The sequence below is a fragment of the Mycobacterium sp. NGS67 genome (assembly GCF_059812185.1).
In genome coordinates, this window is the sequence record NZ_JCALCF010000001.1 from 44,363 (window position 1) to 68,536 (window position 24,174).

Consider the following 24,174-nt stretch of genomic DNA (forward strand, 5'->3'; position numbering starts at 1 on the left):
CTGGACTTATGATTCAGCCGTGTCGATCCGCGACGACCTGGTGCGCGCGCGTCACCTGGCGTGCGCGGCCGAGGAGGACATGGCCCGCGACTTGTTGTTGTCGTTGATGCCCAGGATCGAGCAGGAAGACCGAGACGACCTGCTGTTGGAAGTGTTCGCCGAGCTCGGCGAGATCTACCTGGTCCGTGGCGCGAATGACGGAGTGCGCGAATGCATTCGGCGCATCGAAGAACCGTTGGCGATCTACCGCGGCATCCTGGCCGGCACCATGCCGGAGGCAGCGGCTCAGGTGCCTATGTCGCACACCGAGATCGCCCACATGATCCGGCGCTACTCCCGGCGCGCGCAGTTCCTGCGCACGGGTTTGGCTGCGGCGCAGGGCGACCACGAGGGCGCCGCAACCGCCCTGGCCGCACTGACCGACTCCGACGAGACCTTCGCAGACCTTGCCGACGAGCATGCGCAACTGATCTGCTTCGCCCGCACGCTGTGCGCGACCGCCCTGTGCGACGACGATCTGCACGTGCGATCGGTACCGCTCTGGGAGCAGGTGGTCACCTACTTGATGGCGAGCAGACGCAGAATCGCACAAAATCCGGTGGATTTGGGCGATTCTGCGTCTGCTCGCGGGGAGGGGTGCGAGGAGGAGGGGCGCGGGGAGGAGGGGCGCGGCGCATATGCCGATCACCTGTGGGTGCTGGCGGCCACCGGCTACGGGCGATTCTGCGTCGAGACCGGGCGGCTTTCCGAGGCGGAACCCTGGCTGCGTCGTGCCGGTGCCCGGGCGCAGGCCAACGGCTGGGAACTCGCCAGCGCCAGAACACAACTCGAGCGCGCCGCGGCGTCGTGGGCGCTCGGTGACCATCACACCACCGAACAGTTGGTGTCCGACGCCTACCCGGTGATCGCGCGCTATGCGCGGGCCCACGACGTGTCTCGCTGCTGGCTCTACTTGGGTCTGACCCGGTTGGCCGGCGGCGCACTACAGGCCGCCGACGAGTGCTGGGAGCACGCCGAACGGCACTGGCGCGAACTGGGCAAACCGTTGCATCTGCACCGGATCCTGTTGCAGCGCAGCTGGATAGCGATCTTCTGCGGGCGCTTCGACACCGCCGTCGAGCTCATCGCCCAGGCGCGGGAGTTGCTGGACTCCGCACCGCGCAGCAGCTGGCTGCAGTACGCGCTGCTCGACAACCATCTCGGAACGGTGTGGCGTGCGGATGCCCTGGCGGACCTGGGTTTCGACGGATCGGGCGATCCCGGTGAGTCGTTGCAGCAGAACGAGGCCCGTCATGCCGCATCGCTCGGTGTGCTCCGCGGCGAGGTCGGCACGCCCCAGTATCAGCGGGCGATGACCAAGCTCCAACAGGCGGCCGAGCTCAAGATACCGGCGGCGCTGGCCGTGGACTCGGTGCGCTATTCGATCTCCGACGCCGCCGCGAGATCGCGCTGGGCGACGCATGTTTCGGCACCCGTCCTGGCCGGTGCCTTCGCAGTCGCCTGGGAGTGGGAAAACACCGAGCTGATCAGTGAGTTGGTCGAGTATCACAGTGCGCGAGGCACTCTGAACACCGAACAACCCGTCCGGCAAGTCGTCGAATGGGAGTCGACCGCCGTCTCCCCGGCGTTCGTCGACGACGAATCAGCGACCGCCGCCTCCGGGCCGTCGCCGCGAGAAGTCCGGTCGCTGAACAGGCTCGGCCCGTTGCCTCCATTGCGGATGCACCCCGACGACGAGCCGATCATGAGTCACTATCGTGCACTGGCATTGCATCGGTACGGCCGTGAAGTCACCGCGGCCGAGCCGGCCTGGTCGACGTGGCCGTGACCGTCCCGACACTGGTCCTGCGGTATGCCGACATCGGCATCGCCACCTACGTCAGCCTGCGGGTGGTGGGCGAGCCGTCCAGAACGGTCAACTGGGTGGTCGAAGATCCAATCCTGTTGGCGGCATTGGCGGAACTGGCCGATGCGCTTCCGGAACCGGTGGGTGCCGAGAGCCGGCGTGAGGCGATCGAGCGGGCACTGACACGCGGTCCGTTCGCGACACAAGATGCCGAGCTGACAACCTCCTACATTTTGGGTGTGCTGCTGATCGGCGCTGCCGGCTGGCAGTTGCTTGCCGAGTGCACGGGCCAGTCTTCGGGAACGCGGCCGAGACTGTTCGTTTCGCCCAGTGCGCGGCTGGCCCGCGTCCCGTGGGGGCAACTCGCACTGCCGAAGTCGGGTCCGAGCAACGAAGAGCTGGCTCGCGCGCGACACGATGCGATCACCGCCAGCGGCAGGCGTGCCGCCCGAATCCCTTGGCAATTGGCTGATATCAGGGAACACACCGACGGTTACCGGTTGATGGAGCTGGTTGACGTGCTGCTGGCGGCGCCGCAGCACATAGTGCACGCACACCGCGCACCGGCCAGCTGGGCTGCCCGGCAGGCCGGGCCGGTAGTGCTGGTCCTGGACCCTCGGGTGCCGGGGCAACGACCGAACTCGGCGCTGGGTTCGGTGCTGGGCAGACCATCCGAACAGACCCCGCTGGCTCGCCATTTCGCCGGGTTGATGCAGCGCCGCGCGGTTTTGCCGGAAGTGGACTCCGTCGTCGCGCTGTTCCGCCGGCAGGATGCCGATCGCGGGTGGTTGGCCAAATTGCTTGCACGACAACCAAGCCGGTTGCTCTACCTGGGCCACGCGAGTTCGGCCGACGGTGAAGTCGGTCACGCCGACCGGGCTTCACTGCACCTCGCGTGTACCGCCCGCATCCCCGGGGACGCCGCGGCCGTCGGCGATCACCGACCGCTGACCGCGTCGGACCTGATGGCACTGCGCTGGCCGATGCCGCCCCGGGTTGCGCTGTTGGCCTGTGCATCCGGCGGTGACTACCAGTTCGACGAGGCAACGGGTCTGGTGGCGGCGATGATCCTGAGTGGCGCCCAGTTGGTGACCGCAACCCTGTGGTCACTACTCACCACGGCGGCGTACCGCCAATTCGTCTCGCCCACAGCCGGTTCCGTCGACCCGATGGCCGAGCTGGTCACGGCGGTCGACGACGCGCACGAAGAGGCCGACGCGGGATGCGCGGTAAATCGTTGGCAACGCGCCCAGATGCGGCGCTGGCGGGACGGCGATGTCACCGCCAGCCCGCTGTACTGGGGCGCGCTGGTCACCTTCGCCGTCGATGGTGCGCGATGACGTTCAGGCAAGCGCCAATCCGCCGGCGCGGACGGCCAATACGTCATCGGGCAGCGTGAGTTGCTCGCGGGCCTCGGGATCGAAGGCCACCAGCACCAGCAATCCCGGCCGCAAACTCGGCAAGTCCCCGTCCTCGCCATGCACCAGCCGGCCGATGAAGGTGTCGCCGTGCACGCTGGACACCTCGATCAGGATCTGGCGTTCCTCGGCGGCGCGCACCGTGCCCACCCCGACGGCCAGACCCCGACCGGCGCGCGGAAGCAACAGCTTGCGGAGGGCGCGGTAGATGGTGGTTGCGATCAGGGCGATCTCGGCGCCCAGCGCCGACATTTTCGTCTTGTTCATGCCAGCAGCTTCACCGGGCCGGCCGGCTACCGAACCCAACTTTGCGGGTACCGGGATTTTCGGCACTGCCCCTATCCTGTGGTCATGAGCGCCGATCCGCAGCTGCCGACTGCCTTGAACGGGCATCCGCGCCGCGCGGTCATCGACCAGGCCTGGCGCGCAATCGGTCCCGGGGTCGAGGTGCTCAGCAGCGACGACGGCGGTCCGCTCAGCAGGACGGTCAAACGCATCCTTGATCCGCTGGTGCTTCGGCTGCGCTCCAACCCGCAGTATTCGGCGCCGGTGGTGGCTGCCGACACGGCCGCCGCCATGCACGACCTGATCGTCGACAGTGCCGACCAATTGCGTTTCGCCGCAGCCTGGTTCGAGGTATTGAAGCTGGAGCGACGCCGGTTGCGGATCCGCAGCGGCAACGCTCAGGAGCTGTACTTTCCGGTGTGTTTCGAGCTCGCGGTCACCAAAGGCGCACCCGCACCTCAAGATCGCGAAACCGCGGCCGCGGTGTTGCACGACGTGCACCAGGGCCGGGACCGCACTGCGATCGAGGTGCTCAACGACTATGTTGCCGATCCGCGGGTGGTCGCCTCCTTGTCGGCGCAGTTGCAACGGAGTTGGCGTGACGTGCGGGCCGAAGCCGCCGTGCTGGAGCCGTTTCTGGCCGAGCTGGCCACCGTGCTGGGCCCGGCCAACACTCACAACGCAACCATGACGCGCCAGCGGGTGTGGTCGGCCATGATCGAGGACCCGGCCCCGTACCAGCTGGGTGCCCTGGCCCGCGTGTCGGACGTCGAGCTGCCCTGGTCCGTCGTCGAATTGGGATTGAGTTCGGTTGCGCCCCAACGGATCCCGCAAGTCGTCGGCGGCCCGGACAGCGACCGGCCGCTGGACCGCACCGTGGTGGACCGCGTTCGCGCGACGTTGCGGCGTTCACTGGACCGCGACGCGCTGCCCGACATCCCGTTGCTGTGCGCCGAAGAAGTGGACCGGGCCAGCGCGCCCTGGGGTCTGCTGTCCGAGGACAAGCAGGCCACGATGGTGGCCGGCATCGAGGTCGCCGTCGAACTGAAACCGTTGGACCGCACGGTGACCAGCCGCTACGCGCTGGCCGCCCAGATTCAGGCCAGGCTGCGCAAGGAGGCGTACGTGCTGCACGCCCGGCGATACCTGGCCGCTGGCGGGCCGATCCATCCACGGCAACGACAGGTGGTCGACGACCTGGCCGCATTCGCGCAGCCGTACCTCAGCCGCTTGTGGGCCCGGTTGCACGGCCGCGACGTGTGGCAGGAACCGTGCGATGACGTCGACGAGGTGCGTGCGTTGCTGGACGGAGTCGCCAGGTCGGTGAGCCTGGATCACCGGCAACGGATCAAGTCGATGCTGGAATTGCAGGTGGCGGGATGAGACTGGTCGCCGAGCTCGGTCAGCACCCGTCGCCGCTACTGGCCGTGCTGGAAGTCAGCGGCGCGGTGTTGTCCTGGCTGGTGGACGAGCCGGCTGCGGATGCCGCGATCGCCGTGACCGACCCGATCCAAGCGGATTGGCTGTGGCGCATCGTAGGTCCGCACGGCCACGCCGCGCTGCTCGCGACCGACGAACCTGCCGATCTCTCCGGCGTAGCCGTCGTGCCGGGTTCGCTGGAACCGTTGCGCCGACTGGCGATCGGGCACTGGCTGCGGCGGTGGTGGCCGGCCAGCCAGCGCGACGGCATCCCCCACCTCGACCAAACCCTGCTCGACGTCGAGGTCGCGCTGCTCACAGCCGCCGCGCAGGACTACTTCACCGAAGACACCCTGGACTCCGACGCCACCGGTCTGCTCGTTCCGCACGCGGCGGCATTGACCGCCTACCTCGGTGTGGACGATCCGCGGGTACGCAAGCTGGTGCGGGCCGGCTCCGAACTCGCCGACGAGATCGGACTGGACGGCACCGGATGGTCGGAACTGGCTGCGGCACTGGATGATTCGAGTCCGGTGGCGAGTATGCAGACCGGCCGTCAGGATGACTACGCGCTGGCGGCCGGCTCCGAAGCGCCGAGCCGGACCGGCACAGCGATCGGCCGCGGAGTCGTGTCGATCAACTGGGCGGCGGTGCCGCCGGGAATCTTCGACGCGGCCGAGGACACGGTCGAGTGGAGCGTGCAGGCGAGCGGTCCGACCGTCGTCGCCGTCGTGCGTGCGGCCGTCATCGGCCCCGAACCGGCGACCGATGTCACGGTCCGCATCGAGTCGGGGGATGTCGGCGGCGCCGGCGCGCTCGATGCGGGTGGCCGGGCCACCGTGCCGCTGTCGGACGCGCAGCGACAGGCGATGACGGAATCGGCGGCCTGGAACCACGATTGGCCGGTGACGTCGGTGGTCGTCGGTGCGCCGGTCGACGAGTCGCGCGAGGTCCGGGACCGAGTCCGCCGCTGGGTGCGGGCACGACTGGACCAGCCGCCGGCCGACGCATTCCTCGCCGAGATCCTGGCGGCCGAATCCTCTTACTGAGCGCGACCCACGTGCCTATGCTGAGCGAGTGCCCAACAAATATCGCGTCGTGCAATGGACCACCGGCAATGTCGGCAAGAGCTCGCTGCAGTCACTTGCGACCAATCCCCTGTTCGAAGTGGTGGGTTGCTACGCCTGGTCGGCGGACAAGGCCGGCCGGGACGCCGGTGAGCTGGTCGGCATCGAGCCGCTGGGGATAAGCGCCACCAACGACGTCGAGGAGTTGCTGGCCCTCAAACCGGACTGTGTGGTCTACAACCCGATGTGGATCGACGTCGACGAGCTGGTGCGGATCCTGTCGGCGGGTGTGAACGTGGTGACGACGGCATCGTTCATCACCGGGCACAACCTGGGCGCCGGGCGCGACCGGATCCTCGAAGCGTGCGAGAAGGGCGGCTCGACGATGTTCGGGTCCGGAGTGAGCCCGGGTTTCGCCGAGCTGTTGGCCATCGTGTCGGCGATGGTGTGCAACCGGGTCGACAAGGTCACCGTCAACGAGGCCGCCGACACCACGTTCTACGACTCACCCGACACCGAGAAGCCGGTCGGGTTCGGCCAGCCGATCGACAACCCCGACCTGCCGCAGATGGCAGAGAAGGGCACGGCGATCTTCGGGGAGGCGGTCCGGTTGGTCGCCGACGCGCTCGGTGTCGAACTGGACGAGGTGCGCTGCGTGGCCGAATTCGCCCAGACCACAGAAGATCTCGCGATGGAGTCCTGGACCATCGACGCCGGCTGCGTGGCCGGGGTCTATATCAGTTGGCAGGGGATCGTCGGCGGCAACACCGTCGTAGACCTGAACGTGCGCTGGCGCAAAGGGCAGACCCTGGAACCAGACTGGAAGATCGACCAGGATGGTTGGGTCATCCAGGTCGACGGCCAGCCCACGGTGACCACCAAGGTCGGCTTCCTGCCGCCGCCATACTTCCAGGCCACCACGCTTGCCGAGTTCATGACGCTCGGCCACATCATGACGGCCATGCCGGCGATCCACGCGATCCCCGCCGTGGTGGCCGCCGCACCCGGCATCGCGACCTACGCCGACCTGCCCCTGACGCTGCCGCGCGGCACGGTTCCCACCGGATGACCCGTATGAAGCGGTAGGCCAGCGGGTATGCCACACCCATGGCTAACAACAGGTTCAGCAACAGCGCCCAGTACTGGGGCGGCAGGGCCAAGGAAACCTTCGGCAGACTCAGCGGCAACAGACGCACCGAGTTCGAGGGAATCCTCGATCAAACGAAAGCGAACATCAAGGACACCGGGGTCCGGGTCAGGGACGCGTGGCGACAGCAACAGCGGCGAGGGTTTCGTCGGCACCCGCAGTCGGGTATTCGCTGAGGGTCCCCAACGCAAACCGACAGGAGTGAGGACGCGATGAGCGGCGAAGACAAGGTCAAGAACAAGATCGAAGACGTGGGCGGCAAGGCCAAGGAGGCCGTCGGTAGGGCTACCGGCGACCGGGACACCGAGAACGAGGGTCGATTCGACCAGGCCAAGTCGAGCCTCAAGGACGCCGGCGAGAAGATCAAGGACGCGTTCAAGAAGTAATCCTGCCGCTGAATTGTCCCGCGCGAGCGCCGGATCCGGTCCGTCTCGCGCGGGACAATTTTGTCCGAAACCCATTGCGGCGCCGAAATTCCCGCGGTTGAGTCACCGAATTCTGGTTATCCCTAGCGGATCGTCGAGAGAGGTTTGCACATGACTGTCATCGAATCAACTCGCCGCTTCGGGGCGGGCACCGCAGTGGCCGCGTTCCTCGGCGCCGCCACGCTGCTGGGCACGCCCGCGCCTGCCGCGTCGGCGGCACCCTGCCCCGATGTCGAGGTGGTGTTTGCCCGGGGCAGCGGCGAAGCGCCCGGCGTGGGCGGTGTCGGGCAATCGTTCGTCAACGCATTGCAGTCGGCGATCGGCGCCAGGTCGCTGGCCGTGTACGCGGTCAACTACCCGGCGAGCACCGACTTCAACAGCAGCGAGTTCTCGCTCGGCGTCATCGACGGGATCCGCGACGCGGGCGGGCACATCGAGTCGATGGCGTCGAACTGTCCCAACACCAGGGAAGTCCTGGGCGGATACTCTCAAGGCGCGGCAGTGGCGGGCTACGTCACTTCCCCGGCCGTGCCGGAGGGCGTGCCGGCGTCGGCGGTGCCACAGCCACTGGCGCCGGAGATCGCGAACCACGTCGCCGCGGTCACCCTGTTCGGTACGCCGTCGCCGCAATTCCTCAGTCAGTATGGGGCGCCGCAGATCACGATCGGTCCGCTGTATCAGCCCAAGACCATCCAGCAGTGCGCCCAGGGCGACAACATCTGCTCGGGTCCACCCGGGGGTCCTGGGATCGAGCACATTTCGTACTCGGTGAATGGGATGGCAAACCAGGCCGCGGAATTCGCCGCGAGCCGTCTGTAGCAGAATCGCAGCATGCGCGTTCTGATAACCGGTGGCACTGGATTCGTCGGCGGTTGGACCGCCAAAGCTATTGCGGACGCGGGCCATTCGGTCCGCTTCCTGGTTCGGACCCCGGCAAAGCTGGAGACCTCCGTCGGCAAGCTGGGCGTCGACATCTCCGATTACGTCCAGGGCGACATCAAGGACCGCGAATCGGTGCGCGAAGCGCTGACCGGTTGCGACGCCGTCGTGCACGGTGCGGCCCTGGTCGCCACCGACCCGCGGCAGACCCCGGAGATGCTCAGCACCAACATGGACGGCGCCCGCAATGTCCTTGGTCAGGCCGTCCAGCTCGGGCTTGACCCGGTGATTCACGTCTCGAGCTTCACCGCGCTTTTCCACCCCGGTTTGGAGACGTTGAGCGCGGACCTGCCGGTGGTCGGCGGCAGGGACGGTTACGGCACATCCAAGGCGCAGGTCGAGATCTATGCCCGCGGTCTCCAGGACGCCGGCGCCCCGGTGAACATCACCTATCCCGGCATGGTGCTCGGCCCGCCGGTCGGCGACCAATACGGTGAAGCCGGCGAGGGTGTGCGGGTGGCGCTGCAGATGCACACGATCCCGGGACGCAGCGCGGCCTGGCTGGTGATCGATGCGCGCGATGTCGCGGCGGTGCACGCCGCGCTGCTGGAGCCCGGACGAGGGCCGCGACGGTACATGGTGGGTGGGCACCGGGTCCCGGTCGCCGATCTCGCGGACATGCTGGGTCAGGCCGCAGATACCCGGATGGTCACCGTCCCGGTGCCTGACACGGCGCTGCGAGTCGCCGGGACGCTGCTGGACCTGGCGGGACCGTATCTTCCGTTCGAGAACCCGTTCACCGGGGCGGGCATGCAGTACTACACGCAGATGCCCAGGTCCGACGACTCGCCGAGCGAGCAGGAACTGGGCGTCACCTATCGGGATCCACGCACCACGATCTTCGATACGGTCGCGGCACTGCGCGGGTGACGATCAGTCGTCCTCGTCGTCCGGCTCGATCAGCGGCGGCAGGGGCGGCGAATTCTTGAGCCAATCCTTCAGCCGCAGCAGTCCGTTGATCACGATGGCGAGGCCCAGCAGCACCAGCGTCACCACGATGATGGTGGTGGTCACCGTTCTATGGTGACAGGCTACGAGGCGGGTGCGACCTCCAGCCCGACGTGCACCTTGTCGATGCCGCCCCGCACGATCGAGTGCACGTAGAACCACGGCGCGTGATACCAGTACCGCTTGAGCACGGCGTTGTACACCCGGCGCGTCTCCGACTTGGGCAACACCCGCGCGACGCCCTCGACCGGCTCGCTCTTGGACTTGCCCAGCGACCCGCTCTTGGCGATGGTCACCCTCGGTGTGTTGCGGATGCGCTTCACCTTCCACGAATCGTCGTCGGTGATGATCAGCAGCTTGTCACCGTCCGGGACGCCCCAGATCGCGGTCGGCTTCGCGCGGCCGTCTTTGGTGAACGTCGTCAACAGCAGGTACTTGGACTTGATCACGTCCTGAAAGGTGGGAGCCACGCCCAAACCATTCCCCGTCGCGGCCGGACCCAACCGTGGTTCGGCCCACAGCGGGTCTACTGGATCGGTTCGTCGCCCAGGACGGTGGTGCGCAGCATGTGGCGTGGCGAGTCCGGGTCGTACGGGGCGGCGCGGTGCAGGACGCCGCGGTTGTCCCAGATCACCGTGTCGCCGACCGACCAGTTGTGGCTGTACACCCGCTCGGGAACGGTGGCCCGTTCCAGCAACTCCGCCAACAGGTTCCGGCCCTCGTCGAGGTCCATGCCCACCACGTAGTCCGCAGAAGCGCCGAGTACCAACGACTTTCGTCCGCTGCGATGGGTCCACACCAACGGGTGTTCGTGGGTGCGCCGCGACCGCCACCGCGCCAGTTGCTCCGGGGTGGGGTCGGGGGTGATACGGCGTTGCGAGGCCTCCAACGAGTGCACCACCCGTAACGCGCCGTAGCGCTGCTTCTCCTCGTCGGTCAAAGCGTCATATGCCGCATAGGAATTGGCGAATTCGGTCTCGCCGCCCCACTCGGCGACCTGAATGGCCGAGAGCACGGTGGCCTTCTGTGGGCATTCGTCCCCGGTGGGGGTGCATCCGTCGATATGCCAGTCGAACGTCGCCTTGAGGTAGGCGGCCGAGGAGTTCTTGGACAGATCCAAGGTGATCGGGTAGATGCCGGCCACCGGGTGATGCCCGTCGGAGGAGTGGTCGATCTCGCCGAGCCGACGGCAGAATTCGACCTGCGCTTCAGGCTCGAGCCGCAGATCGCGGAATACCAGTACGCCGTTGTGCTCCAACGCATCCAGGATGGCGCTGCCGTCGTCGGACGCCAGCCGGCTGGGATCCAGGCCGGTGACTTCGGCGCCGACGGACTCGCTGAGTTTGGTGATGGTGAGCAGACTCATTTCGTTCCCTCGTCAGGGCACCGGCTCGCCGGTGCGGATCATCACCGCGTCGGCGGCGTCGGTCGGGGCGGGCTGGTGCATGATCTCCACCGCCATGGCCACCATGATCAGCGAATAGATCAGGTGCAGCAGGTTCAGCACGTCGTCGGGCAGGTCGTCGAGCGGGAACTTGTCGCAGTACTCGATGGCCTCTTCCAGGCGCGGGAAGAACGCATCGTAGAACTGCCGCATCTCGGCCATGCTGCTCGCCAGCCGTTGGTTCCAGCGTTCGGTCTCGGTTGCCAGACACCAGATGCGGGCGTGATCCTCCAGCTCGGCGAATGCGCTGGGCAGCAAGGAATCTGGCATGGTCAGGCTCCCACCGGCGCCGGATTGCGTTCGCGCTGGTACCCCTCGACCCAGTCGACCACGACCTTGTGCAGGTGGCGCACCAGGATCTCCTGGTCGTTGAGCGGGAAGTCGTCGACGATGCCGTATTCCAGTGCGGCCTGGGTGCCGCCGAGCATCCCGGCGTCCTGTAGCGCGAACTCCTTGAGCACCACCGCCGCGACCTCGTGCTCGATGCGTTCCCGCACGGTGCTTGCCGGTGAGAAGTACGTATAGGCCTCGAACCGGTGGGTGTTGTAGGAGGTCGGCCAGTACCGGTAGAGCAGGTACCAGCCACCGTAGATCAAGATCTCGGTGTTGGGGAAGATCTGGAAGTTGCTGATTCCCCACGGATCGATGCCGCCGGGATTCAGACCGGCCGGCAACTCACCGATGTCCGGGGTGCGCCACGGACCGACCAAGCCGCTTCGGGTGGCCCGCTCGATCGGGTACATGTAGTCGGCAGGCAGCAGCCAGCGGCGCCGTCCCGCCGTCGACACCAACCGGTGCGGACCGTCGAGTTGGAAATGGCCGCAAGTGAATCCGGCGTTGGGATCGCGCACCTCGGGCGGCACCTGCTGGGGGTGCAACGAGGGCACGTGGTAGTACTCCTGGAACGCGTCGGCGAAGATCTTCCAGTTGCTGTTGTTGTGCGCGACCCATGCGTAGCGTTCGGTCAGCTTCCCGAACGGATAGCCGTCCAGACCGGTGATCATCGGGCCCAGGAACTCCCGCAGAGTCTGACGGGGCTCGGGATCAAGGTTGATGAAGATGAAGCCGCTCCACACCTCGCAGTGCACGGGGGCCAAACCGTGGTCTGCCGGGTCGAGGTCGAAGAACTCCGAGGACTGCTGCACGAAGTTCAGCGTGCCGTCCAGGCCGTAGCGCCAGCCGTGGTACTTGCAGGTGAACTGGCGGCAGGTGCCGCGGGTCTCTTCGTTGGGAAAGTCGTTCCACACCAGCTTGTTTCCGCGGTGCCGGCACACGTTGTAGAACGCGCGGATGGTTTCGTCACGGCCTTTGACCAGGATGACCGAAACCCGGGCGACCTCGATCTCCTTGGTCAGATAACTGCCGACGCGGGGCAGTTCCTCGACGCGGGCCACGTTCAGCCACGCGCGTTTGAACACGGCCTCACGTTCGAGTTCGTAGAACTCCGGCGACGTGGAGTCGGCGAAAGAGATTGGGCCGGTGCCCAATTCGGGATAGTGCTCGGTCCAGGATCCCTCCGGGGGCCGACCGGGTCGCGTCATGACGAACCTCCTTGCCTCACATCACCGCTCCGCCGTTGACGCCGAGCACCTGGCCGGTGATGAAGCCGGCGGCCTCTGAGCACAGGAAGCCGACGGCGGCGGCGATGTCGGCGCCGGTACCCAGGCGGCCCATCGGGATGTTGGCGGCGATCTCCTCGTTGGACTTCAGGTGTCCCGCCGCCTGTGCCCGATGCTGCATCGGGGTTTCGATGCCCGACGGCGGGATGTTGTTGACGGTGATGCCGTGCGCCGCGTATTCGCGGGCAAGCGATTTGGTGAGCGTGATGACCGCGCCCTTCGAGGCCGCGTAATGCGCGGCGAACGGCGTGCCGCGCTGGGCGCTGGACGACGAGATCATCACGATGCGGCCCCAGTTGGCGGCCAGCATGTCGGGCAGCGCGACCTGGCAGCAGTGGAAGGTGCCGTTCAGGTTGACGTCGACGATCCGGTTCCAGGACTCGGGGTCGATCTCGATGAACGGGGCAATGCCGAACATGCCCGCGCTGGTCACCAACACCGACACGGGGCCGAGCTCGTGGCGTACCTGGCCGAAGGCCCGTTCGACGGCGGCGCGGTCGGTGACGTCGGCTTCGACGCCGATGGCCGTGACCCCTTGTGCGCGTAGGTCTTCGGTGACCCGCTTCGCCGCCTGTTCGTCGAGGTCGAGGACCGCGACCCGGTGACCGAGCCGACCCAGCTCGTGACAGGTCGCCTCGCCCATACCGGAGGCGCCGCCGGTCACCACGGCCACCCGACTCACTCGTAGACCACCCGTACCGTGGCAGTGGTCGGCAGGGACTGACACGTGAGCACCCAACCCTCGGCCACCTCGTCGTCGTCGAGCGCATCGTTGTTGATCATCCGCGCGCCGCCCTCGGTCAGCCGGGCCATACACGTTCCGCAGGAACCGATTTCGCACGACGACGGCGGCTGCAGACCGGCCATGCGGGCGGTCTGCAGCAACGTGTCGCCGGCAGTGTAGGACACGGTGGTGGTGCGGCGGTTCAGCTCGATGGTCACGTGTTCGGTGACCACGACCGGTGTGGGTTCAGGCATCGAGCACCACGGTATCAAGTACTTGTTATCCTTATCAAGTACTAGAGACATGGCTTACACGTGGTCCTTGAACAACTCGTGCCCGGTGCCCTTCTCGACGACCCGGCTCAGCAGGTCACGCAGGTTTACCTGCTCCTCGGCGGTGAGCACCCCGAACACCTTCTCGTGCGCCGCCACCGCGTCGCTGATCACCGTTGTCACCACGGTCCGGCCCTGCTCGGTCAGGCGGGCCCGCAGGATGCGCTTGTGCTGGGGGTCCGGTGTGCGTTCCACCAGGCCGCGGCGTTCCAGTGCGGTCAGCGCGAGTTGCACCCCTTGCGGGGTGATCAACAACCGCCGGGCCAGTTCGGCGCCGGACAGGTCGGGTTCGTTCAGCAGCTGTCGCAGCACCCCGATTTGGGCGGTGCTGACGCCGTGCCCGCTGACCGCGTCGTTCACTGTGGTCAGCGAGAAGTAGAACGCCTGCTTGAGCAGCCACAGCAGATTTTCGGTGAGTTCCATTGCGGGATCGGTCATGTCGGCGCCTTGACGATCTGGCCATCCTTCATCACGAATGAGACTTGCAGCGTGGTGGCGATGTCGTCCGACGGATCTCCGGGCACCGCGATGATGTCGGCGAGGTAACCCGGTGCCAGCCGGCCCAATTCGTGATCGGCTTCGATCAGTTCGGCCGCCACCACCGTGGCGGCTTTCAGCGCTTGCATGGGTGACATGCCGCGGGCGACCAGCGCTCCGAGTTCCTTGGCGTTCTGTCCGTGCGGGATCGCCGGTGCGTCGGTGCCGCAGGCGATGCGCACGCCGGCGGCGATCGCCTTGGGCAGCATGGTCTTTGCGCGGGGAAAGACCTCTTCGGCCTTCTTGCGCAACTCCGGTGCGATCCGGTCGATCGCCATCGCCTCCGTCAGATACGTGGTCGAGACCAGAAACGTGCCGTGGTCGGCCATCATCTGGATGGTGTCGTCGGAGGCCAGGAAGCCGTGTTCGATGCAGTCGATGCCGGCGCGGATGCAGGCCCGGATGGCGGTGTCGCCGACGGCGTGGGCGGCGACGCGCACCCCGGCGCGGTGTGCCTCGTCGGCGATGGCGGCGAACTCGGCGTCGGAGTACTGCTGCGCGCCCGGGGCGGTGCTGTGCGACATCACCCCGCCCGAGGCCGAGACCTTGATCAGCTTGGCGCCGTGGCGGATTTGATAACGGACACAGGCGATGACGTCGGGGACGCCGTTGGCGATGCCCTCGGCGATCGACAGCGGCATGATCCCCGGCGCCAGGCGCTGGAAGACGGTGGGATCGAGGTGTCCGCCGTAGGGGGTGACGGCATGTCCGGCCGGATAGATGCGCGGGCCGACGTGCCAGCCTTGCTCGATGGCGCGCTGCAACGCCACGTCGAGCAGGTAGCCGCCGGTCTTGACCATCAGACCGAGATTGCGCACGGTGGTGAAGCCGGCCTCCAGCGTGGTGCGGGCGTTGACCGCCGCGCGCAGCGTGCGATAGGCCGGGTCGTCCTGGACACCGTGCATGGGGGCCGGTAAGCCTTCGGGGCCACCGGGACCGCCGATGAACAGGTTGAGTTCCATGTCCATCAACCCGGGCAGCAGGGTCACATCACCCAGGTCGACAATGTTGGCCGAATCCGGCAGCGGCTCTTCGGGATTGACCGCGGTGATCCGATTTCCGTCGACCACCACCACGGCCGGCGAGCGCACCTGTCCGGCGTCCACGTCGGCCCAGCGGTCGGCCCGCAGGACGGTGATCACGGGAAGGGCTCGGACACGCAGTCCAGTGTGGACGCGCCTGAATCGGGGACGCGGGGCTGCTTCCAGCACTCCACCGGAAACGACACCATGATCATCGAATACAGCAGATGCATCAGGTTCAGGACGTCCTCGGGCAGGTCGTCGAGCGGGAATTTGTCGCAGTAGGACAGGGCTTCCTCGGCCCGTGGGGTGATCGCGTCGTAGAACGCCTTCATCTCGGTCATCGAGCTGGCCAGTCGCTTGGCGTAGCGCTGCGACTCGGTGGGCAGACACCACTCGGCGAACGACTCGAGATCGGCGAATTCGACTGGCAGAACCGAAGTCTCGGTCATCAGGCCGTCACCCCGGCGCGTTGCTGGTAGTCCTGAATCCAGGCCGCGGTTTCGGAATGCAGGTGCCGAATCAGGATCTCCTGATCGCAGAGCAGGAAGTCGTCGACCACGTTGGACTCGATCATCGACTGGGTGGCCTCCAGCGTGTTGGCGTCCTGCAGGCCGTACTCCTTGAACGACACCGCGGCCAACTCCTGGGCCACACGCTCCCGGGGGGTCCGGGGCTGCGGGAAATACAGTGTGCCCTCGAAGATGTGGCTGTTGTAGGAGGTCGGCCAGTAGTGGTAGGTCAGATACCAGCCCTGACCCCAGAACAGGATCACGAAATTGGGGAACAGCTGGAACGAATCCAGGCCCCACGGATCGCACTTCGCGGGGTTCAGCCCGGCCGGCATCTCGCCCAGATCCGGCTTGTCCCACGGTCCGAACAGCCCGCTCTGGCAGATGTCCTCCATCGGTTTGCGCATCTCCGCCGCCATCTCCCAGGCCCGCACGCCCGAGGTGCTCACCAGTCGGTGCGGGCCGTCCAAGCGGTAATGCGGCGCTTCGAATCCCGCCTCGGCGGCAGCCTTGGAATACGCCGTCGGCGACTGGTTCGCATGCAGTACCGGCGCGTGATAGAACTCCTGGAACGCGTCCATGTAGAGCTTCCAGTTCGCCTTGACCTCCGAGCGGTACTGCCAGCGCGAAGTCATCAGGTCGAACGGATAACCCTCCAACCCCGTCACCATCGGACCCAGGAATTCGCGCAGCGATTGCTCGGGCTGCTTGGCGAAGTTGACGAAGATGAAGCCTTCCCAGACTTCACAGTGCACCGGCACCAGTCCGTACCGGCTCTTGTCGAGGTCGAAGAACTCCTCCTCCTGCTGCACGAAGGTCAGGTTCCCGTCCAGGTCATATCGCCAGGCGTGGTACTTGCAGGTGAATTGCCGGCACACGCCACGGGTCTCTTCGAGCGGCATGTCGTTCCACACCAGCTTGTTACCGCGGTGCCGGCAGACGTTGTGGAAGGCGTTGATTTCGCCTGATCCGTTGCGCACCAGGATGATCGAGGTGTTGGCGACCTTCAGCTCTTTGGTGAAGTAGCTACCCTTGCGCGGAAGTTGTTGTACCCGGCCCACATTCAGCCAGGCGCGCTTGAAGATCGCCGCGCGCTCCAAGTCGTAGATCTCCGGGCTTATCGAGTCCCCGTACGACACCGGTCCGGTGCCCAACTCGGGATAGTGCTGGGTCCAGCTGCCCTCTGGCGGCTTGGGAAATCGGGGCATGACCGCTCCTGTCCGTACTGGTGGCCCGACGGTATATGCTCTACCGGGTAATCGCAAGTAGTTGATACTGCCTGGTGAAAGGGCGCGGATGGAGTCACAGATTTTCGAGGTCATCTCACCACACACCGAGCTACCGATCGCCGAGGTGTCTGCCGCCGGGGAGTCCGACGTCGACGCCGCCGTGCAGGCGGCACGAGCCGCCACCGACGCGTGGGGACGTACCGATCCGTCGGAACGTATTGCCGCGATCCGCCGACTCGCCGAGGTCTACCACGAACGGCGCGCGGAGATGGCGCAGACGATCACCGCCGAGATCGGCGCCCCCATCACCTTTGCCCAGCGCGCTCAGGTCGGCCTGCCGGCGATGATGATGCGCGCGTTCTGCGACCTCGCCGAGCGACACCCCTGGGAAGAGTCCCGGACCGGGTTCTTCGGTGCCGACGTACAGATCCGCAGGGAACCGGTGGGAGTGGTCGCCGCGATCGTGCCGTGGAACATGCCGCAGTTCCTCACCGTCACCAAGTTGGTGCCGGCGTTGCTGGCCGGATGTGCGGTGGTGCTCAAGCCCGCCCCCGAATCTCCTTTGGACGCTTTGCTTTTAGCCGAGATGCTCGGCACGCTAAATCTGTCGCCCGGTCTGGTCAGCGTGGTCCCCGGGGACCGCGCCGTCGGCGAAGCGCTGGTCTCGCACCCCGGCGTCGACAAGGTGTCCTTTACCGGGTCCACTGCGGCCGGTCGTGCCGTCGCGGCCGCATGCGGCGCGAACCTGACCAAGGTGAGCCTGGAACTCGGCGGCAAATCCGCGGCCGTGGTCCTCGACGATGCGGACCCAGCCAAGGTCGCCGCCGGGGTGCGGTCGGCCAGCTTGTCCAACAGCGGCCAGATCTGCAACGCGTTGACCCGGGTGCTGGTCCCCGAGCACCGTCACGACGAGTACGTCGACGCGCTGGCATCCGAGATGGCCGGCCTGCGCGTCGGCGACCCGGACGACCCCAAGACCCAACTCGGGCCGCTGGTCTCGCAACGTCAACAGAGCAGAGTCCGCGAGTACATCGAGATCGGTCAGCACGAAGGAGCGCGACTGGTCCTCGGCGGTGCCGACATGCCCGACGGCCTCGATGCCGGCTGGTACGTCAAACCCACCCTGTTCGCCGACGCCGACAACACCATGCGCATCGCGCGCGAAGAGATCTTCGGGCCGGTCATCACCGTCATCCCTTACCGCGACGAAGACGACGCGGTGGCTATCGCCAACGACTCCGACTACGGCCTGGCCGGTTCGGTGTGGACCGGTGACACCGACCGGGCGCTGGCGATCGCTGGGCGCATCCGCACCGGGACGCTGGGCATCAACCAGGGTTACACCATGGACCCGTTCGCGCCGTTCGGCGGCGTCAAAGGCAGTGGCTATGGGCGAGAGCTGGGACCCGAAGGGTTGGACGCGTACCTGGACATCAAGTCCATCGCGGTGTGAGGCGTTGCCGCGTGAACCCTGGGCCTTGCGCGTGAAGCCTTGGCGTTGAGTGTGAAACCTGGGCTTTCAGAGTGAAACCTGGGCGGGATTTCGCCGAGATTTCCACCCTACGTTCACCGCGAAAGCCGTGGATTCACAATTAAAGCCAACGTTTCACACTCATGTCGCTGCGCGACCCTAGTGCCAGTAAAAGTCCCGGGAAAACATCGGCGTAAACGCGCAGATCGCGGCCGCTTCGGCGCGGAGGATTTCGGTTGGTTATGAGATGCGTGCGGATCAGGCCGCCCGGTCGCAGCATGGAGTTATGCGCAGCATCCCCGCAGTGACGATCACCCTGACAGCAGCACTGATCACCCCAGCCCACGCGTCCGCTGCCGCGTGCCCGGACGTCGAGGTGACCTTCGCCCGCGGCACCAACGAGCCTCCCGGCGTCGGCGGCGTCGGGCAGGCTTTCATCGACTCGCTGCGCTCGCAGGTCGGCGGGCGGTCCGTCGGGGTCTACGCCGTGAACTATCCCGCCACCGACGCCTTCGCCAGCAGCTCCGCCGCGGGCGCCGCCGACGCCCGAGCACACGTGCAATCGACCGCCGCGGGTTGCCCCAACACCCGGATGGTGCTCGGCGGCTATTCGCAGGGCGCGGGCGTCATCGACATGGCCACCAACGACCTCGCTCCGCAAGTCGACCATGTCGCCGCCGTCGCCGTCTTCGGCAATCCGCAAAGCGCCTTGTCGAGGCGGCTGGGCGGTGGACGGCTGCCGGAGATCAGCCCGCTCTACCTGCCGAAGACGATCAACCTCTGCGTTCCCGACGACCCGATCTGCTCCGAGGGTAGGAGCGGCGCGGCGCACGTCGCCTACGTCCGGACCGGGATGACGGCGCAGGCCGCGACGTTCGCCGCCGGCCGGATCTAGTCTTCCTTCTTCCGATCCGTGTCCCGGCTCGGCTGCACCCGCTTCGGTTCCCCCGGCATCTTCGGGTAGTTCGGCGGGTACGGCATGTCGCCCAGGCCGCGTTCCTCGTCGGCGTCGACCATGTCCAGCAACCCAGTCAGCGACTGGGCAACCTCGTCGATGCCGGCCCACGGATCGTCGCGGGCCGCCACCATGTCCGGCACCGTCAACATCGTGTAGTCATCCGGGTCCGCCGACGCCAGCTCGTCCCAGCTCAGCGGCATCGACACCGTCGCGATCGGGGTGCGCCGCACCGAATACGGCGACGCCATGGTGCGGTCGCGGGCGTTCTGGTTGAAGTCGATGAAGATGCGCTCGCCGCGTTCTTCCTTCCACCAGGACGTGGTCACCGCGTCGGGCGCCCGCCGCTCGATTTCGCGGGCCAGCGCGATGCCGGCCCGGCGCACCTGAATGAAGTCCCACTCGGTGGCTATCCGCAGGAACACATGGACGCCGCGACCGCCCGACGTCTTCGGGTACCCCACCAGGCCGAGCTCGTCGAGCAACGGCCGCAACACCTCGACGGCGACCGTGCGCGCCTCGACGAAGCCGGTTCCCGGCTGCGGATCGAGGTCGATGCGCAGCTCGTCGGGGTGCTCGGTATCGGGGCAGCGGACCTGCCAGGGATGCAGCGTGACGGTGCCCATCTGCGCCGCCCACACGACCGCGGCGGGATGGGTCACCTTCAGCGCGTCGGCGGTCCGTCCCGACGGGAACGTGATCCGGCAGGTTTCCAGGTAGTCGGGATGGTGCTGCGGCACCCGCTTCTGGTAGATCTCCTCGCCGTCGATGCCGTCGGGGAACCGTTGCAGATGGGTGGGACGGTCGCGCAATGCCGTCAGCATCGGGCCACGCGCCACCGCCTGGTAGTACTCGACCAGCCGGCCCTTGGTGCCGTCGGATCCGAGCTCGGGGAAATACACCTTGTCGCGGTTGGTCAACCGCACCGAGATGCCGTCGACGTCGAGTTCTTCAGCTGCAGCGGCCATATCTGAAGATTCCAGCACGCGCAGGCCAGAATGAAGCAATGGACTTACCCGTCATGCCGCCGGTGTCGCCGATGCTGGCCAAGTCGGTCAAGACGATCCCGCCGGACGCGTCGTACGAACCCAAGTGGGACGGCTTCCGGTCCATCTGCTTTCGGGACGGCGACGAAGTGGAGCTGGGCAGCCGCAACGAGAAGCCGATGACACGGTATTTCCCGGAACTGGTCGAGGCGGTCAAGGCAGAGCTGCCGCAACGCTGCGTGATCGACGGAGAGATCGTGATCGCCACCGAGCACGGCCTGGATTTCGAAGCGCTGCAACAGCGCATCCACCCCGCCGACTCCCGGGTGCGCCTGCTGGCCCAGCAGACCCCGGCCTCGTTCATCGCGTTCGATCTGCTGGCGCTCGGCGACGACGACTACACCAGACGCCCGTTCAGCGAGCGGCGTGCGGCACTCGTCGACGCGCTGCGGGACTCGGGCCCGTCGATTCACGTGACCCCGGCAACCACCGACCAGGCCACCGCGCAACAGTGGTTCGAGGAGTTCGAGGGCGCCGGGCTGGACGGCGTCGTCGCCAAACCCCTGACCGTCACCTATCAGCCGGATAAGCGCGTCATGTTCAAGATCAAGCACGAGCGGACCGCAGACTGCGTGGTCGCCGGCTACCGAGTGCACAAATCAGGCAGCGACGCCATCGGGTCGCTGCTGCTCGGCCTGTACCAGGACGACGGGCAGCTCGCCTCGGTCGGCGTGATCGGCGCCTTCCCGATGGCCGAACGTAAGCGGCTGTTCGCCGAATTGCAGCCCCTGGTAACCAGCTTCGATCGGCACCCCTGGAACTGGGCGGCCCACGAAGCCGGCGAACGCACCCCGCGCAAGAACGAGTACTCACGGTGGAACGCCGGCAAGGACCTGTCGTTCGTGCCGCTGCGGCCCGAGCGGGTGGTCGAAGTGCGTTACGACCACATGGAAGGCGTGCGGTTCCGGCACACCGCGCAGTTCAACCGCTGGCGGCCCGACCGAGACCCGCGGTCCTGCACCTACGAGCAGCTCGACCAGCCGGTCACGTTCAGCCTCAGCGACATCGTGCCGGGCCTTGTTGCCGGAAACACCACCTGATCGACCGCAGGTGCGGTAGAAAGTCGGTTGCGGCGGCGTGATTCGGCGAAGGGGGCATGCATGCAGCCGTCTCGAATACCCGAACCGGCCCGGCCCGCGATACCGGCCGACATCCGGTCCCGGGTGATGCCAGCCGTGCTCGACGAGCTGGCACGCTGGGGGGTCGAGCGGTTCAGTGTCGAGGCACTCGCCGAGCGGTACCGGCTGGACACGGCGATGATCTACCACTATTGGGGCAGCCGGCAGCGTCTGATCGTCGACGCCGCCCTCGGTGACCTCGAGGTACTGCGTTCGGCGACGGACACCGGCTCGCTACGCGGCGACCTGCTCGCGCTGGCCCGCAGCGTTGCCGCACAGATCAACACCCCGATCGGCCGCACCTTCCTGCGGGCACTGGTCATGGACAGTCGCGGGCATCACGATCACGAGACGCGAATGTTGTTCTGGCAGGGTCGTTTCCATGCTGTACGTCCGGTGATCGATCGGGCACGCAAGCGAGGCGAACTGCGCGACGGGGTGAACACGCTTGCCGCAGTACAGATCGTGCTGGCGCCACTGAACATTCGCGCACTGTATTCGGAGGAACCCGTCGACGACGACTACTGCGTCGTGATCGCGGAACTAGCATGGCACGCGCTTAAGATGTCGTAGTGCTGCACGTCTGTTCACTGTTCGTCGCCCGCACGGCCGCGTTCGACGAGTACGGCGCGATCAATGCCACCTGCATTCCGATGGCGTGGTTCCAAGTCGACCAAATTCCTTTGCGGGCAAAGGTTCCGGTGGTCCTGGTGGTGCACGCCCCGGCCGGTGGCGACTACGACCCGGACCTTCATGTCGTGTGCAAAGACCCTGACGGGAAGCCGCTGGGATCTCTGCGGGCCGCGTGGCATTGGCCCGACGACGGAAAACTGCCGTCCAAGTATCGGTGCTTCACCCAGGAACTCGCGTTCGAGGTGGCGACCGAAGGCGAGTACACCATCGGCGCGTATTACGACGCGGAAGGCAAATTCGAGTTGTCCACACCGGTGCCGGTTTCGATCGTTTTGGCCGATGCGGGTTCCGTTGACGACAACGCCGAATAAGCTGTCGCAATGCACGTAGCCGCATTGCTAGTGGCGGGTTCCGCCAACATCGACGATTCCGCGATTGATGCCACCCGCCTGCCCACGACCAGTTATGACGTCAACCAGGTTCCGTTGTGGCTGACGATCCCGTTGGTGCTGGTGGTCCACGCCGGGGCCGGCGAAGATTTCGACGCCGAACTGTTCGTCGTGTGCAAGGACCCTGCGGGGACCATCCGCGGGACCGTCCGCTCCGCCTGGCAATGGCCGGACGAACAAGACAAACGATCCAAGTACCGCTGCTTCACACCGCAGCTTTCCTTTGCGATCGAGACGACTGGCGAATACACCATCGGCGTCTACCACGACGCGGAAGCCGTTCGCCCCATTGCCACCCCGATCCCGCTGGCGATCAACCTGGCCGGTGGGCGTCCGGGTCGCAACAACGGAAATTAGACCGCCACCGTCAGGGTCGCCAGCCCCCGCAGGTTGACGTTCGGTTTGTACACCGGCTCGCCGGCCAACCTGGCGTTGGGGAACCGGGCCGTCACCGCCGACAGCGCCGCACTGGCTTCCAACCGGGCCAGCGGGGCGCCCAGGCAGTAGTGAGCCCCGCGGCCAAAACCCAAATGCCGCAATGATTTACGATCCGGGTCGAAGACGTCCGGTCGGTCGAACTCGGCGGGATCGCGATGCGCGGCGGCCAGCAACAGCAGCATCACGTCGCCCTTGGCGACTTCGGTGTCGCCAATCCGCATGTCGCCGAGCGCGATTCGGTTCAACTGTTGCACCGGGGGGTCGTAGCGCAGGGTCTCCTCGACGATCGCCGCGGCGCGCGCGGGATCGGCACCCAGCGCGGCCCACTGCCCGCCGTCGCGCAGCATCGCCAGGATCGCATTCCCGATCAGGTTCACCGTGGTCTCGTGGCCGGCGACCAGCAGCAGCAGGCACGTCGAGACGATTTCTTCCTCGGTCAGTTGATCGCCGGACTCGTTGACCGCGACCAGCGCCGACATCAGGTCGCTGCCCGGCTGCGAACGGCGCCGTTCGATCAGACCGCGCAGGTATTCCCGGAGAGCCGCGCCGGCATCGAGCGGATCGTCCCTGTCGTCGGTCGCGTCGCCGGTCGAGAACGGGTCCAGCGCCTTTGCCAGCACCGCCGAGGCACGGCTGAACTTCGGCTCATCCTCCAGGGGCACCCCCAGCAACCGGCAGATGACCGCAACCGGCAACGGATAGGCGAAGTCTGCGACCACGTCGAAACTGCCCTGCTCGGCGATCCGGTCGAGCAGCCCGTCCACCAACGCGCTGATCTCGGGTTGCAACTCGCTGACCACCCGAGGGGCGAACGCCTTGCTGACCAGTTTGCGTAACCGGGTGTGGTCGGGCGGGTCGAGGAAGAGGAATCCCGGCGGGGTCTCCCGGCGCATCTCCTGGTCGGTGTCGATGAGCCGCTGCGCCGCGGTCGACTTGAGTTGGTCGCTGCTCGACAGCGGGTGCCGCAGCACCTCGTCGCAATCCCGGTACCTCGAGAACAGGACGAAGTTGCCGCCGGGCAACTCGACGGGGCCCAGGTCCCGCAACTCGGCACAGATCGGATACGGGTCGGGCCGGTTTGCCTGGTCCAGCAGCCGCAACAACAACGTCTGCGAGTCGGCCTGGGTCGACGTCAAGGGCATGGTGCCCAT

General features: G+C 66.6%; 28 protein-coding genes and 1 pseudogene. 15 read left to right on the forward strand and 14 right to left on the reverse strand.

Annotated features, from left to right (window positions below; all coding sequences use genetic code 11):
- Positions 1 to 19: 19 nt before the first annotated feature.
- Together AC5Y4D_RS00225 and AC5Y4D_RS00230 are read left to right on the forward strand one after the other, a co-directional pair.
- Positions 20 to 1,828, forward strand: a complete 1,809-nt coding sequence (locus AC5Y4D_RS00225) for a hypothetical protein (RefSeq protein ID WP_500036097.1) — start codon at positions 20 to 22, stop codon at positions 1,826 to 1,828.
- Positions 1,819 to 3,186, forward strand: a complete 1,368-nt coding sequence (locus AC5Y4D_RS00230; protein ID WP_500036098.1) for a CHAT domain-containing protein — start codon at positions 1,819 to 1,821, stop codon at positions 3,184 to 3,186. The genes AC5Y4D_RS00225 and AC5Y4D_RS00230 overlap by 10 nt, the downstream gene beginning before the upstream one ends.
- 3 nt (positions 3,187 to 3,189) lie before the next feature.
- Here the strand turns inward: AC5Y4D_RS00230 and AC5Y4D_RS00235 are convergent, their stop codons facing one another.
- Positions 3,190 to 3,531, reverse strand: coding sequence for a hypothetical protein (locus AC5Y4D_RS00235; RefSeq protein WP_500036099.1), 342 nt, complete (start codon positions 3,529 to 3,531; stop codon positions 3,190 to 3,192).
- 84 nt (positions 3,532 to 3,615) lie between these two features.
- On the opposite strand from AC5Y4D_RS00235, the gene AC5Y4D_RS00240 reads away from it, so the two are divergent.
- The 7 genes from AC5Y4D_RS00240 (at position 3,616) to AC5Y4D_RS00270 (ending at position 9,416) form a co-directional block, all read left to right on the forward strand.
- Positions 3,616 to 4,932, forward strand: a complete 1,317-nt coding sequence (locus AC5Y4D_RS00240; protein ID WP_500036100.1) for a hypothetical protein — start codon at positions 3,616 to 3,618, stop codon at positions 4,930 to 4,932.
- Positions 4,929 to 6,017, forward strand: coding sequence for a hypothetical protein (locus AC5Y4D_RS00245; protein ID WP_499946195.1), 1,089 nt, complete (start codon positions 4,929 to 4,931; stop codon positions 6,015 to 6,017). Before AC5Y4D_RS00240 ends, AC5Y4D_RS00245 begins: the two co-directional genes overlap by 4 nt.
- 28 nt (positions 6,018 to 6,045) lie before the next feature.
- A complete protein-coding gene (locus tag AC5Y4D_RS00250) occupies positions 6,046 to 7,104 on the forward strand; it encodes an NAD(P)H-dependent amine dehydrogenase family protein (RefSeq protein ID WP_499946196.1) in 1,059 nt (352 codons plus the stop codon).
- Between the two features lie 38 nt (positions 7,105 to 7,142).
- Positions 7,143 to 7,358, forward strand: coding sequence for a CsbD family protein (locus tag AC5Y4D_RS00255; RefSeq protein WP_499946197.1), 216 nt, complete (start codon positions 7,143 to 7,145; stop codon positions 7,356 to 7,358).
- A 36-nt stretch (positions 7,359 to 7,394) separates the two neighbouring features.
- Positions 7,395 to 7,568, forward strand: a complete 174-nt coding sequence (locus tag AC5Y4D_RS00260) for a CsbD family protein (protein WP_499946198.1) — start codon at positions 7,395 to 7,397, stop codon at positions 7,566 to 7,568.
- Positions 7,569 to 7,718: 150 nt separating this feature from the next.
- Positions 7,719 to 8,426, forward strand: coding sequence for a cutinase family protein (locus AC5Y4D_RS00265; protein ID WP_499946199.1), 708 nt, complete (start codon positions 7,719 to 7,721; stop codon positions 8,424 to 8,426).
- A gap of 12 nt (positions 8,427 to 8,438) precedes the next feature.
- Positions 8,439 to 9,416 (forward strand): NAD-dependent epimerase/dehydratase family protein, encoded by a 978-nt coding sequence (locus tag AC5Y4D_RS00270; protein ID WP_499946200.1) that lies wholly within the window; start codon positions 8,439 to 8,441, stop codon positions 9,414 to 9,416.
- Positions 9,417 to 9,419: 3 nt separating this feature from the next.
- Here AC5Y4D_RS00270 and AC5Y4D_RS00275 read toward each other — a convergent pair whose 3' ends face one another.
- The 11 genes and pseudogenes from AC5Y4D_RS00275 to AC5Y4D_RS00325 all read right to left on the reverse strand — a co-directional run bounded on the left by AC5Y4D_RS00275 (position 9,420) and on the right by AC5Y4D_RS00325 (position 16,892).
- Entirely contained in the window at positions 9,420 to 9,560 is a 141-nt protein-coding gene (locus AC5Y4D_RS00275) for a hypothetical protein (RefSeq protein ID WP_499946201.1), read from the reverse strand.
- Between the two features lie 17 nt (positions 9,561 to 9,577).
- Entirely contained in the window at positions 9,578 to 9,964 is a 387-nt protein-coding gene (locus AC5Y4D_RS00280; protein ID WP_499946202.1) for a PPOX class F420-dependent oxidoreductase, read from the reverse strand.
- A 56-nt stretch (positions 9,965 to 10,020) separates the two neighbouring features.
- A complete protein-coding gene (locus AC5Y4D_RS00285; protein ID WP_499946203.1) occupies positions 10,021 to 10,860 on the reverse strand; it encodes a TauD/TfdA dioxygenase family protein in 840 nt (279 codons plus the stop codon).
- Between the two features lie 12 nt (positions 10,861 to 10,872).
- Entirely contained in the window at positions 10,873 to 11,208 is a 336-nt protein-coding gene (locus tag AC5Y4D_RS00290) for a hypothetical protein (RefSeq protein ID WP_499946204.1), read from the reverse strand.
- Between the two features lie 2 nt (positions 11,209 to 11,210).
- Positions 11,211 to 12,479: an aromatic ring-hydroxylating oxygenase subunit alpha gene (locus AC5Y4D_RS00295; protein ID WP_499946205.1), complete on the reverse strand. Its 1,269-nt coding sequence runs from the start codon at positions 12,477 to 12,479 to the stop codon at positions 11,211 to 11,213.
- 16 nt (positions 12,480 to 12,495) lie between these two features.
- On the reverse strand, positions 12,496 to 13,239 hold the full coding sequence (locus tag AC5Y4D_RS00300; RefSeq protein ID WP_499946206.1) for an SDR family NAD(P)-dependent oxidoreductase: 744 nt from the start codon (positions 13,237 to 13,239) through the stop codon (positions 12,496 to 12,498).
- A pseudogene (locus AC5Y4D_RS00305) lies at positions 13,236 to 13,526 on the reverse strand (2Fe-2S iron-sulfur cluster-binding protein); the annotation flags it as partial. The gene AC5Y4D_RS00300 and the pseudogene AC5Y4D_RS00305, both read right to left, overlap by 4 nt.
- Positions 13,527 to 13,589: 63 nt before the next feature.
- Positions 13,590 to 14,036 (reverse strand): MarR family winged helix-turn-helix transcriptional regulator, encoded by a 447-nt coding sequence (locus tag AC5Y4D_RS00310; RefSeq protein ID WP_499946246.1) that lies wholly within the window; start codon positions 14,034 to 14,036, stop codon positions 13,590 to 13,592.
- Between the two features lie 11 nt (positions 14,037 to 14,047).
- Complete coding sequence (locus AC5Y4D_RS00315; protein WP_499946207.1) at positions 14,048 to 15,292, reverse strand: metal-dependent hydrolase family protein; 1,245 nt, start codon at positions 15,290 to 15,292, stop codon at positions 14,048 to 14,050.
- Positions 15,289 to 15,624, reverse strand: a complete 336-nt coding sequence (locus tag AC5Y4D_RS00320) for a hypothetical protein (protein ID WP_499946208.1) — start codon at positions 15,622 to 15,624, stop codon at positions 15,289 to 15,291. Before AC5Y4D_RS00320 ends, AC5Y4D_RS00315 begins: the two co-directional genes overlap by 4 nt.
- Positions 15,624 to 16,892, reverse strand: a complete 1,269-nt coding sequence (locus AC5Y4D_RS00325; RefSeq protein ID WP_499946209.1) for an aromatic ring-hydroxylating oxygenase subunit alpha — start codon at positions 16,890 to 16,892, stop codon at positions 15,624 to 15,626. The genes AC5Y4D_RS00320 and AC5Y4D_RS00325 overlap by 1 nt, the downstream gene beginning before the upstream one ends.
- A gap of 88 nt (positions 16,893 to 16,980) precedes the next feature.
- Between AC5Y4D_RS00325 and AC5Y4D_RS00330 the strand changes: the two genes are divergently transcribed.
- Both AC5Y4D_RS00330 and AC5Y4D_RS00335 read left to right on the forward strand, forming a co-directional pair.
- A complete protein-coding gene (locus AC5Y4D_RS00330; protein ID WP_499946210.1) occupies positions 16,981 to 18,366 on the forward strand; it encodes an aldehyde dehydrogenase in 1,386 nt (461 codons plus the stop codon).
- A 265-nt stretch (positions 18,367 to 18,631) separates the two neighbouring features.
- Positions 18,632 to 19,279: a cutinase family protein gene (locus AC5Y4D_RS00335; RefSeq protein ID WP_499946211.1), complete on the forward strand. Its 648-nt coding sequence runs from the start codon at positions 18,632 to 18,634 to the stop codon at positions 19,277 to 19,279.
- On the opposite strand, the gene ligD is transcribed toward AC5Y4D_RS00335, so the two are convergent.
- Positions 19,276 to 20,307 (reverse strand): non-homologous end-joining DNA ligase, encoded by a 1,032-nt coding sequence (ligD, locus tag AC5Y4D_RS00340; protein WP_500036101.1) that lies wholly within the window; start codon positions 20,305 to 20,307, stop codon positions 19,276 to 19,278. The two genes, AC5Y4D_RS00335 and ligD, sit on opposite strands and share 4 nt — an antisense overlap.
- A gap of 38 nt (positions 20,308 to 20,345) precedes the next feature.
- Here ligD and AC5Y4D_RS00345 point away from each other — a divergent pair, with 38 nt between their 5' ends.
- From AC5Y4D_RS00345 to AC5Y4D_RS00360, 4 genes are read left to right on the forward strand one after another with little or no spacing between them, the layout of a single operon-like run.
- Entirely contained in the window at positions 20,346 to 21,425 is a 1,080-nt protein-coding gene (locus AC5Y4D_RS00345; RefSeq protein WP_500036102.1) for an ATP-dependent DNA ligase, read from the forward strand.
- Between the two features lie 60 nt (positions 21,426 to 21,485).
- The gene (locus AC5Y4D_RS00350) at positions 21,486 to 22,076 is read left to right on the forward strand and encodes a TetR-like C-terminal domain-containing protein (RefSeq protein WP_499946214.1); all 591 of its coding nucleotides are present in this window, start codon (positions 21,486 to 21,488) and stop codon (positions 22,074 to 22,076) included.
- Positions 22,076 to 22,507: a hypothetical protein gene (locus AC5Y4D_RS00355; RefSeq protein ID WP_500036103.1), complete on the forward strand. Its 432-nt coding sequence runs from the start codon at positions 22,076 to 22,078 to the stop codon at positions 22,505 to 22,507. The genes AC5Y4D_RS00350 and AC5Y4D_RS00355 overlap by 1 nt, the downstream gene beginning before the upstream one ends.
- 9 nt (positions 22,508 to 22,516) lie before the next feature.
- Positions 22,517 to 22,942 carry a hypothetical protein gene (locus AC5Y4D_RS00360; RefSeq protein WP_499992695.1) on the forward strand — a complete coding sequence of 142 codons (426 nt, stop codon included), beginning with the start codon at positions 22,517 to 22,519 and terminating at the stop codon, positions 22,940 to 22,942.
- Here the strand turns inward: AC5Y4D_RS00360 and AC5Y4D_RS00365 are convergent.
- Positions 22,939 to 24,174 (reverse strand): cytochrome P450, encoded by a 1,236-nt coding sequence (locus tag AC5Y4D_RS00365; RefSeq protein WP_500036104.1) that lies wholly within the window; start codon positions 24,172 to 24,174, stop codon positions 22,939 to 22,941. The genes AC5Y4D_RS00360 and AC5Y4D_RS00365 overlap by 4 nt on opposite strands.

Excerpts from the sequence above, each read along its gene's own strand:
- AC5Y4D_RS00290 (WP_499946204.1), bottom strand. The coding sequence starts at position 11,208 with ATGCCAGATTCCTTGCTGCCCAGCGCATTCGCCGAGCTGGAGGATCAC.
- AC5Y4D_RS00330 (WP_499946210.1), top strand. The coding sequence starts at position 16,981 with ATGGAGTCACAGATTTTCGAGGTCATCTCACCACACACCGAGCTACCG.
- AC5Y4D_RS00285 (WP_499946203.1), bottom strand. The coding sequence starts at position 10,860 with ATGAGTCTGCTCACCATCACCAAACTCAGCGAGTCCGTCGGCGCCGAA.
- AC5Y4D_RS00260 (WP_499946198.1), top strand. The coding sequence starts at position 7,395 with ATGAGCGGCGAAGACAAGGTCAAGAACAAGATCGAAGACGTGGGCGGC.
- AC5Y4D_RS00335 (WP_499946211.1), top strand. The coding sequence starts at position 18,632 with ATGCGTGCGGATCAGGCCGCCCGGTCGCAGCATGGAGTTATGCGCAGC.
- AC5Y4D_RS00310 (WP_499946246.1), bottom strand. The coding sequence starts at position 14,036 with ATGGAACTCACCGAAAATCTGCTGTGGCTGCTCAAGCAGGCGTTCTAC.
- AC5Y4D_RS00320 (WP_499946208.1), bottom strand. The coding sequence starts at position 15,624 with ATGACCGAGACTTCGGTTCTGCCAGTCGAATTCGCCGATCTCGAGTCG.
- AC5Y4D_RS00365 (WP_500036104.1), bottom strand. The coding sequence starts at position 24,174 with ATGGGCACCATGCCCTTGACGTCGACCCAGGCCGACTCGCAGACGTTG.
- ligD (WP_500036101.1), bottom strand. The coding sequence starts at position 20,307 with ATGGCCGCTGCAGCTGAAGAACTCGACGTCGACGGCATCTCGGTGCGG.
- AC5Y4D_RS00350 (WP_499946214.1), top strand. The coding sequence starts at position 21,486 with ATGCAGCCGTCTCGAATACCCGAACCGGCCCGGCCCGCGATACCGGCC.
- AC5Y4D_RS00295 (WP_499946205.1), bottom strand. The coding sequence starts at position 12,479 with ATGACGCGACCCGGTCGGCCCCCGGAGGGATCCTGGACCGAGCACTAT.
- AC5Y4D_RS00265 (WP_499946199.1), top strand. The coding sequence starts at position 7,719 with ATGACTGTCATCGAATCAACTCGCCGCTTCGGGGCGGGCACCGCAGTG.
- AC5Y4D_RS00235 (WP_500036099.1), bottom strand. The coding sequence starts at position 3,531 with ATGAACAAGACGAAAATGTCGGCGCTGGGCGCCGAGATCGCCCTGATC.
- AC5Y4D_RS00240 (WP_500036100.1), top strand. The coding sequence starts at position 3,616 with ATGAGCGCCGATCCGCAGCTGCCGACTGCCTTGAACGGGCATCCGCGC.
- AC5Y4D_RS00325 (WP_499946209.1), bottom strand. The coding sequence starts at position 16,892 with ATGCCCCGATTTCCCAAGCCGCCAGAGGGCAGCTGGACCCAGCACTAT.
- AC5Y4D_RS00345 (WP_500036102.1), top strand. The coding sequence starts at position 20,346 with ATGGACTTACCCGTCATGCCGCCGGTGTCGCCGATGCTGGCCAAGTCG.
- AC5Y4D_RS00245 (WP_499946195.1), top strand. The coding sequence starts at position 4,929 with ATGAGACTGGTCGCCGAGCTCGGTCAGCACCCGTCGCCGCTACTGGCC.
- AC5Y4D_RS00270 (WP_499946200.1), top strand. The coding sequence starts at position 8,439 with ATGCGCGTTCTGATAACCGGTGGCACTGGATTCGTCGGCGGTTGGACC.
- AC5Y4D_RS00255 (WP_499946197.1), top strand. The coding sequence starts at position 7,143 with ATGGCTAACAACAGGTTCAGCAACAGCGCCCAGTACTGGGGCGGCAGG.
- AC5Y4D_RS00360 (WP_499992695.1), top strand. The coding sequence starts at position 22,517 with ATGCACGTAGCCGCATTGCTAGTGGCGGGTTCCGCCAACATCGACGAT.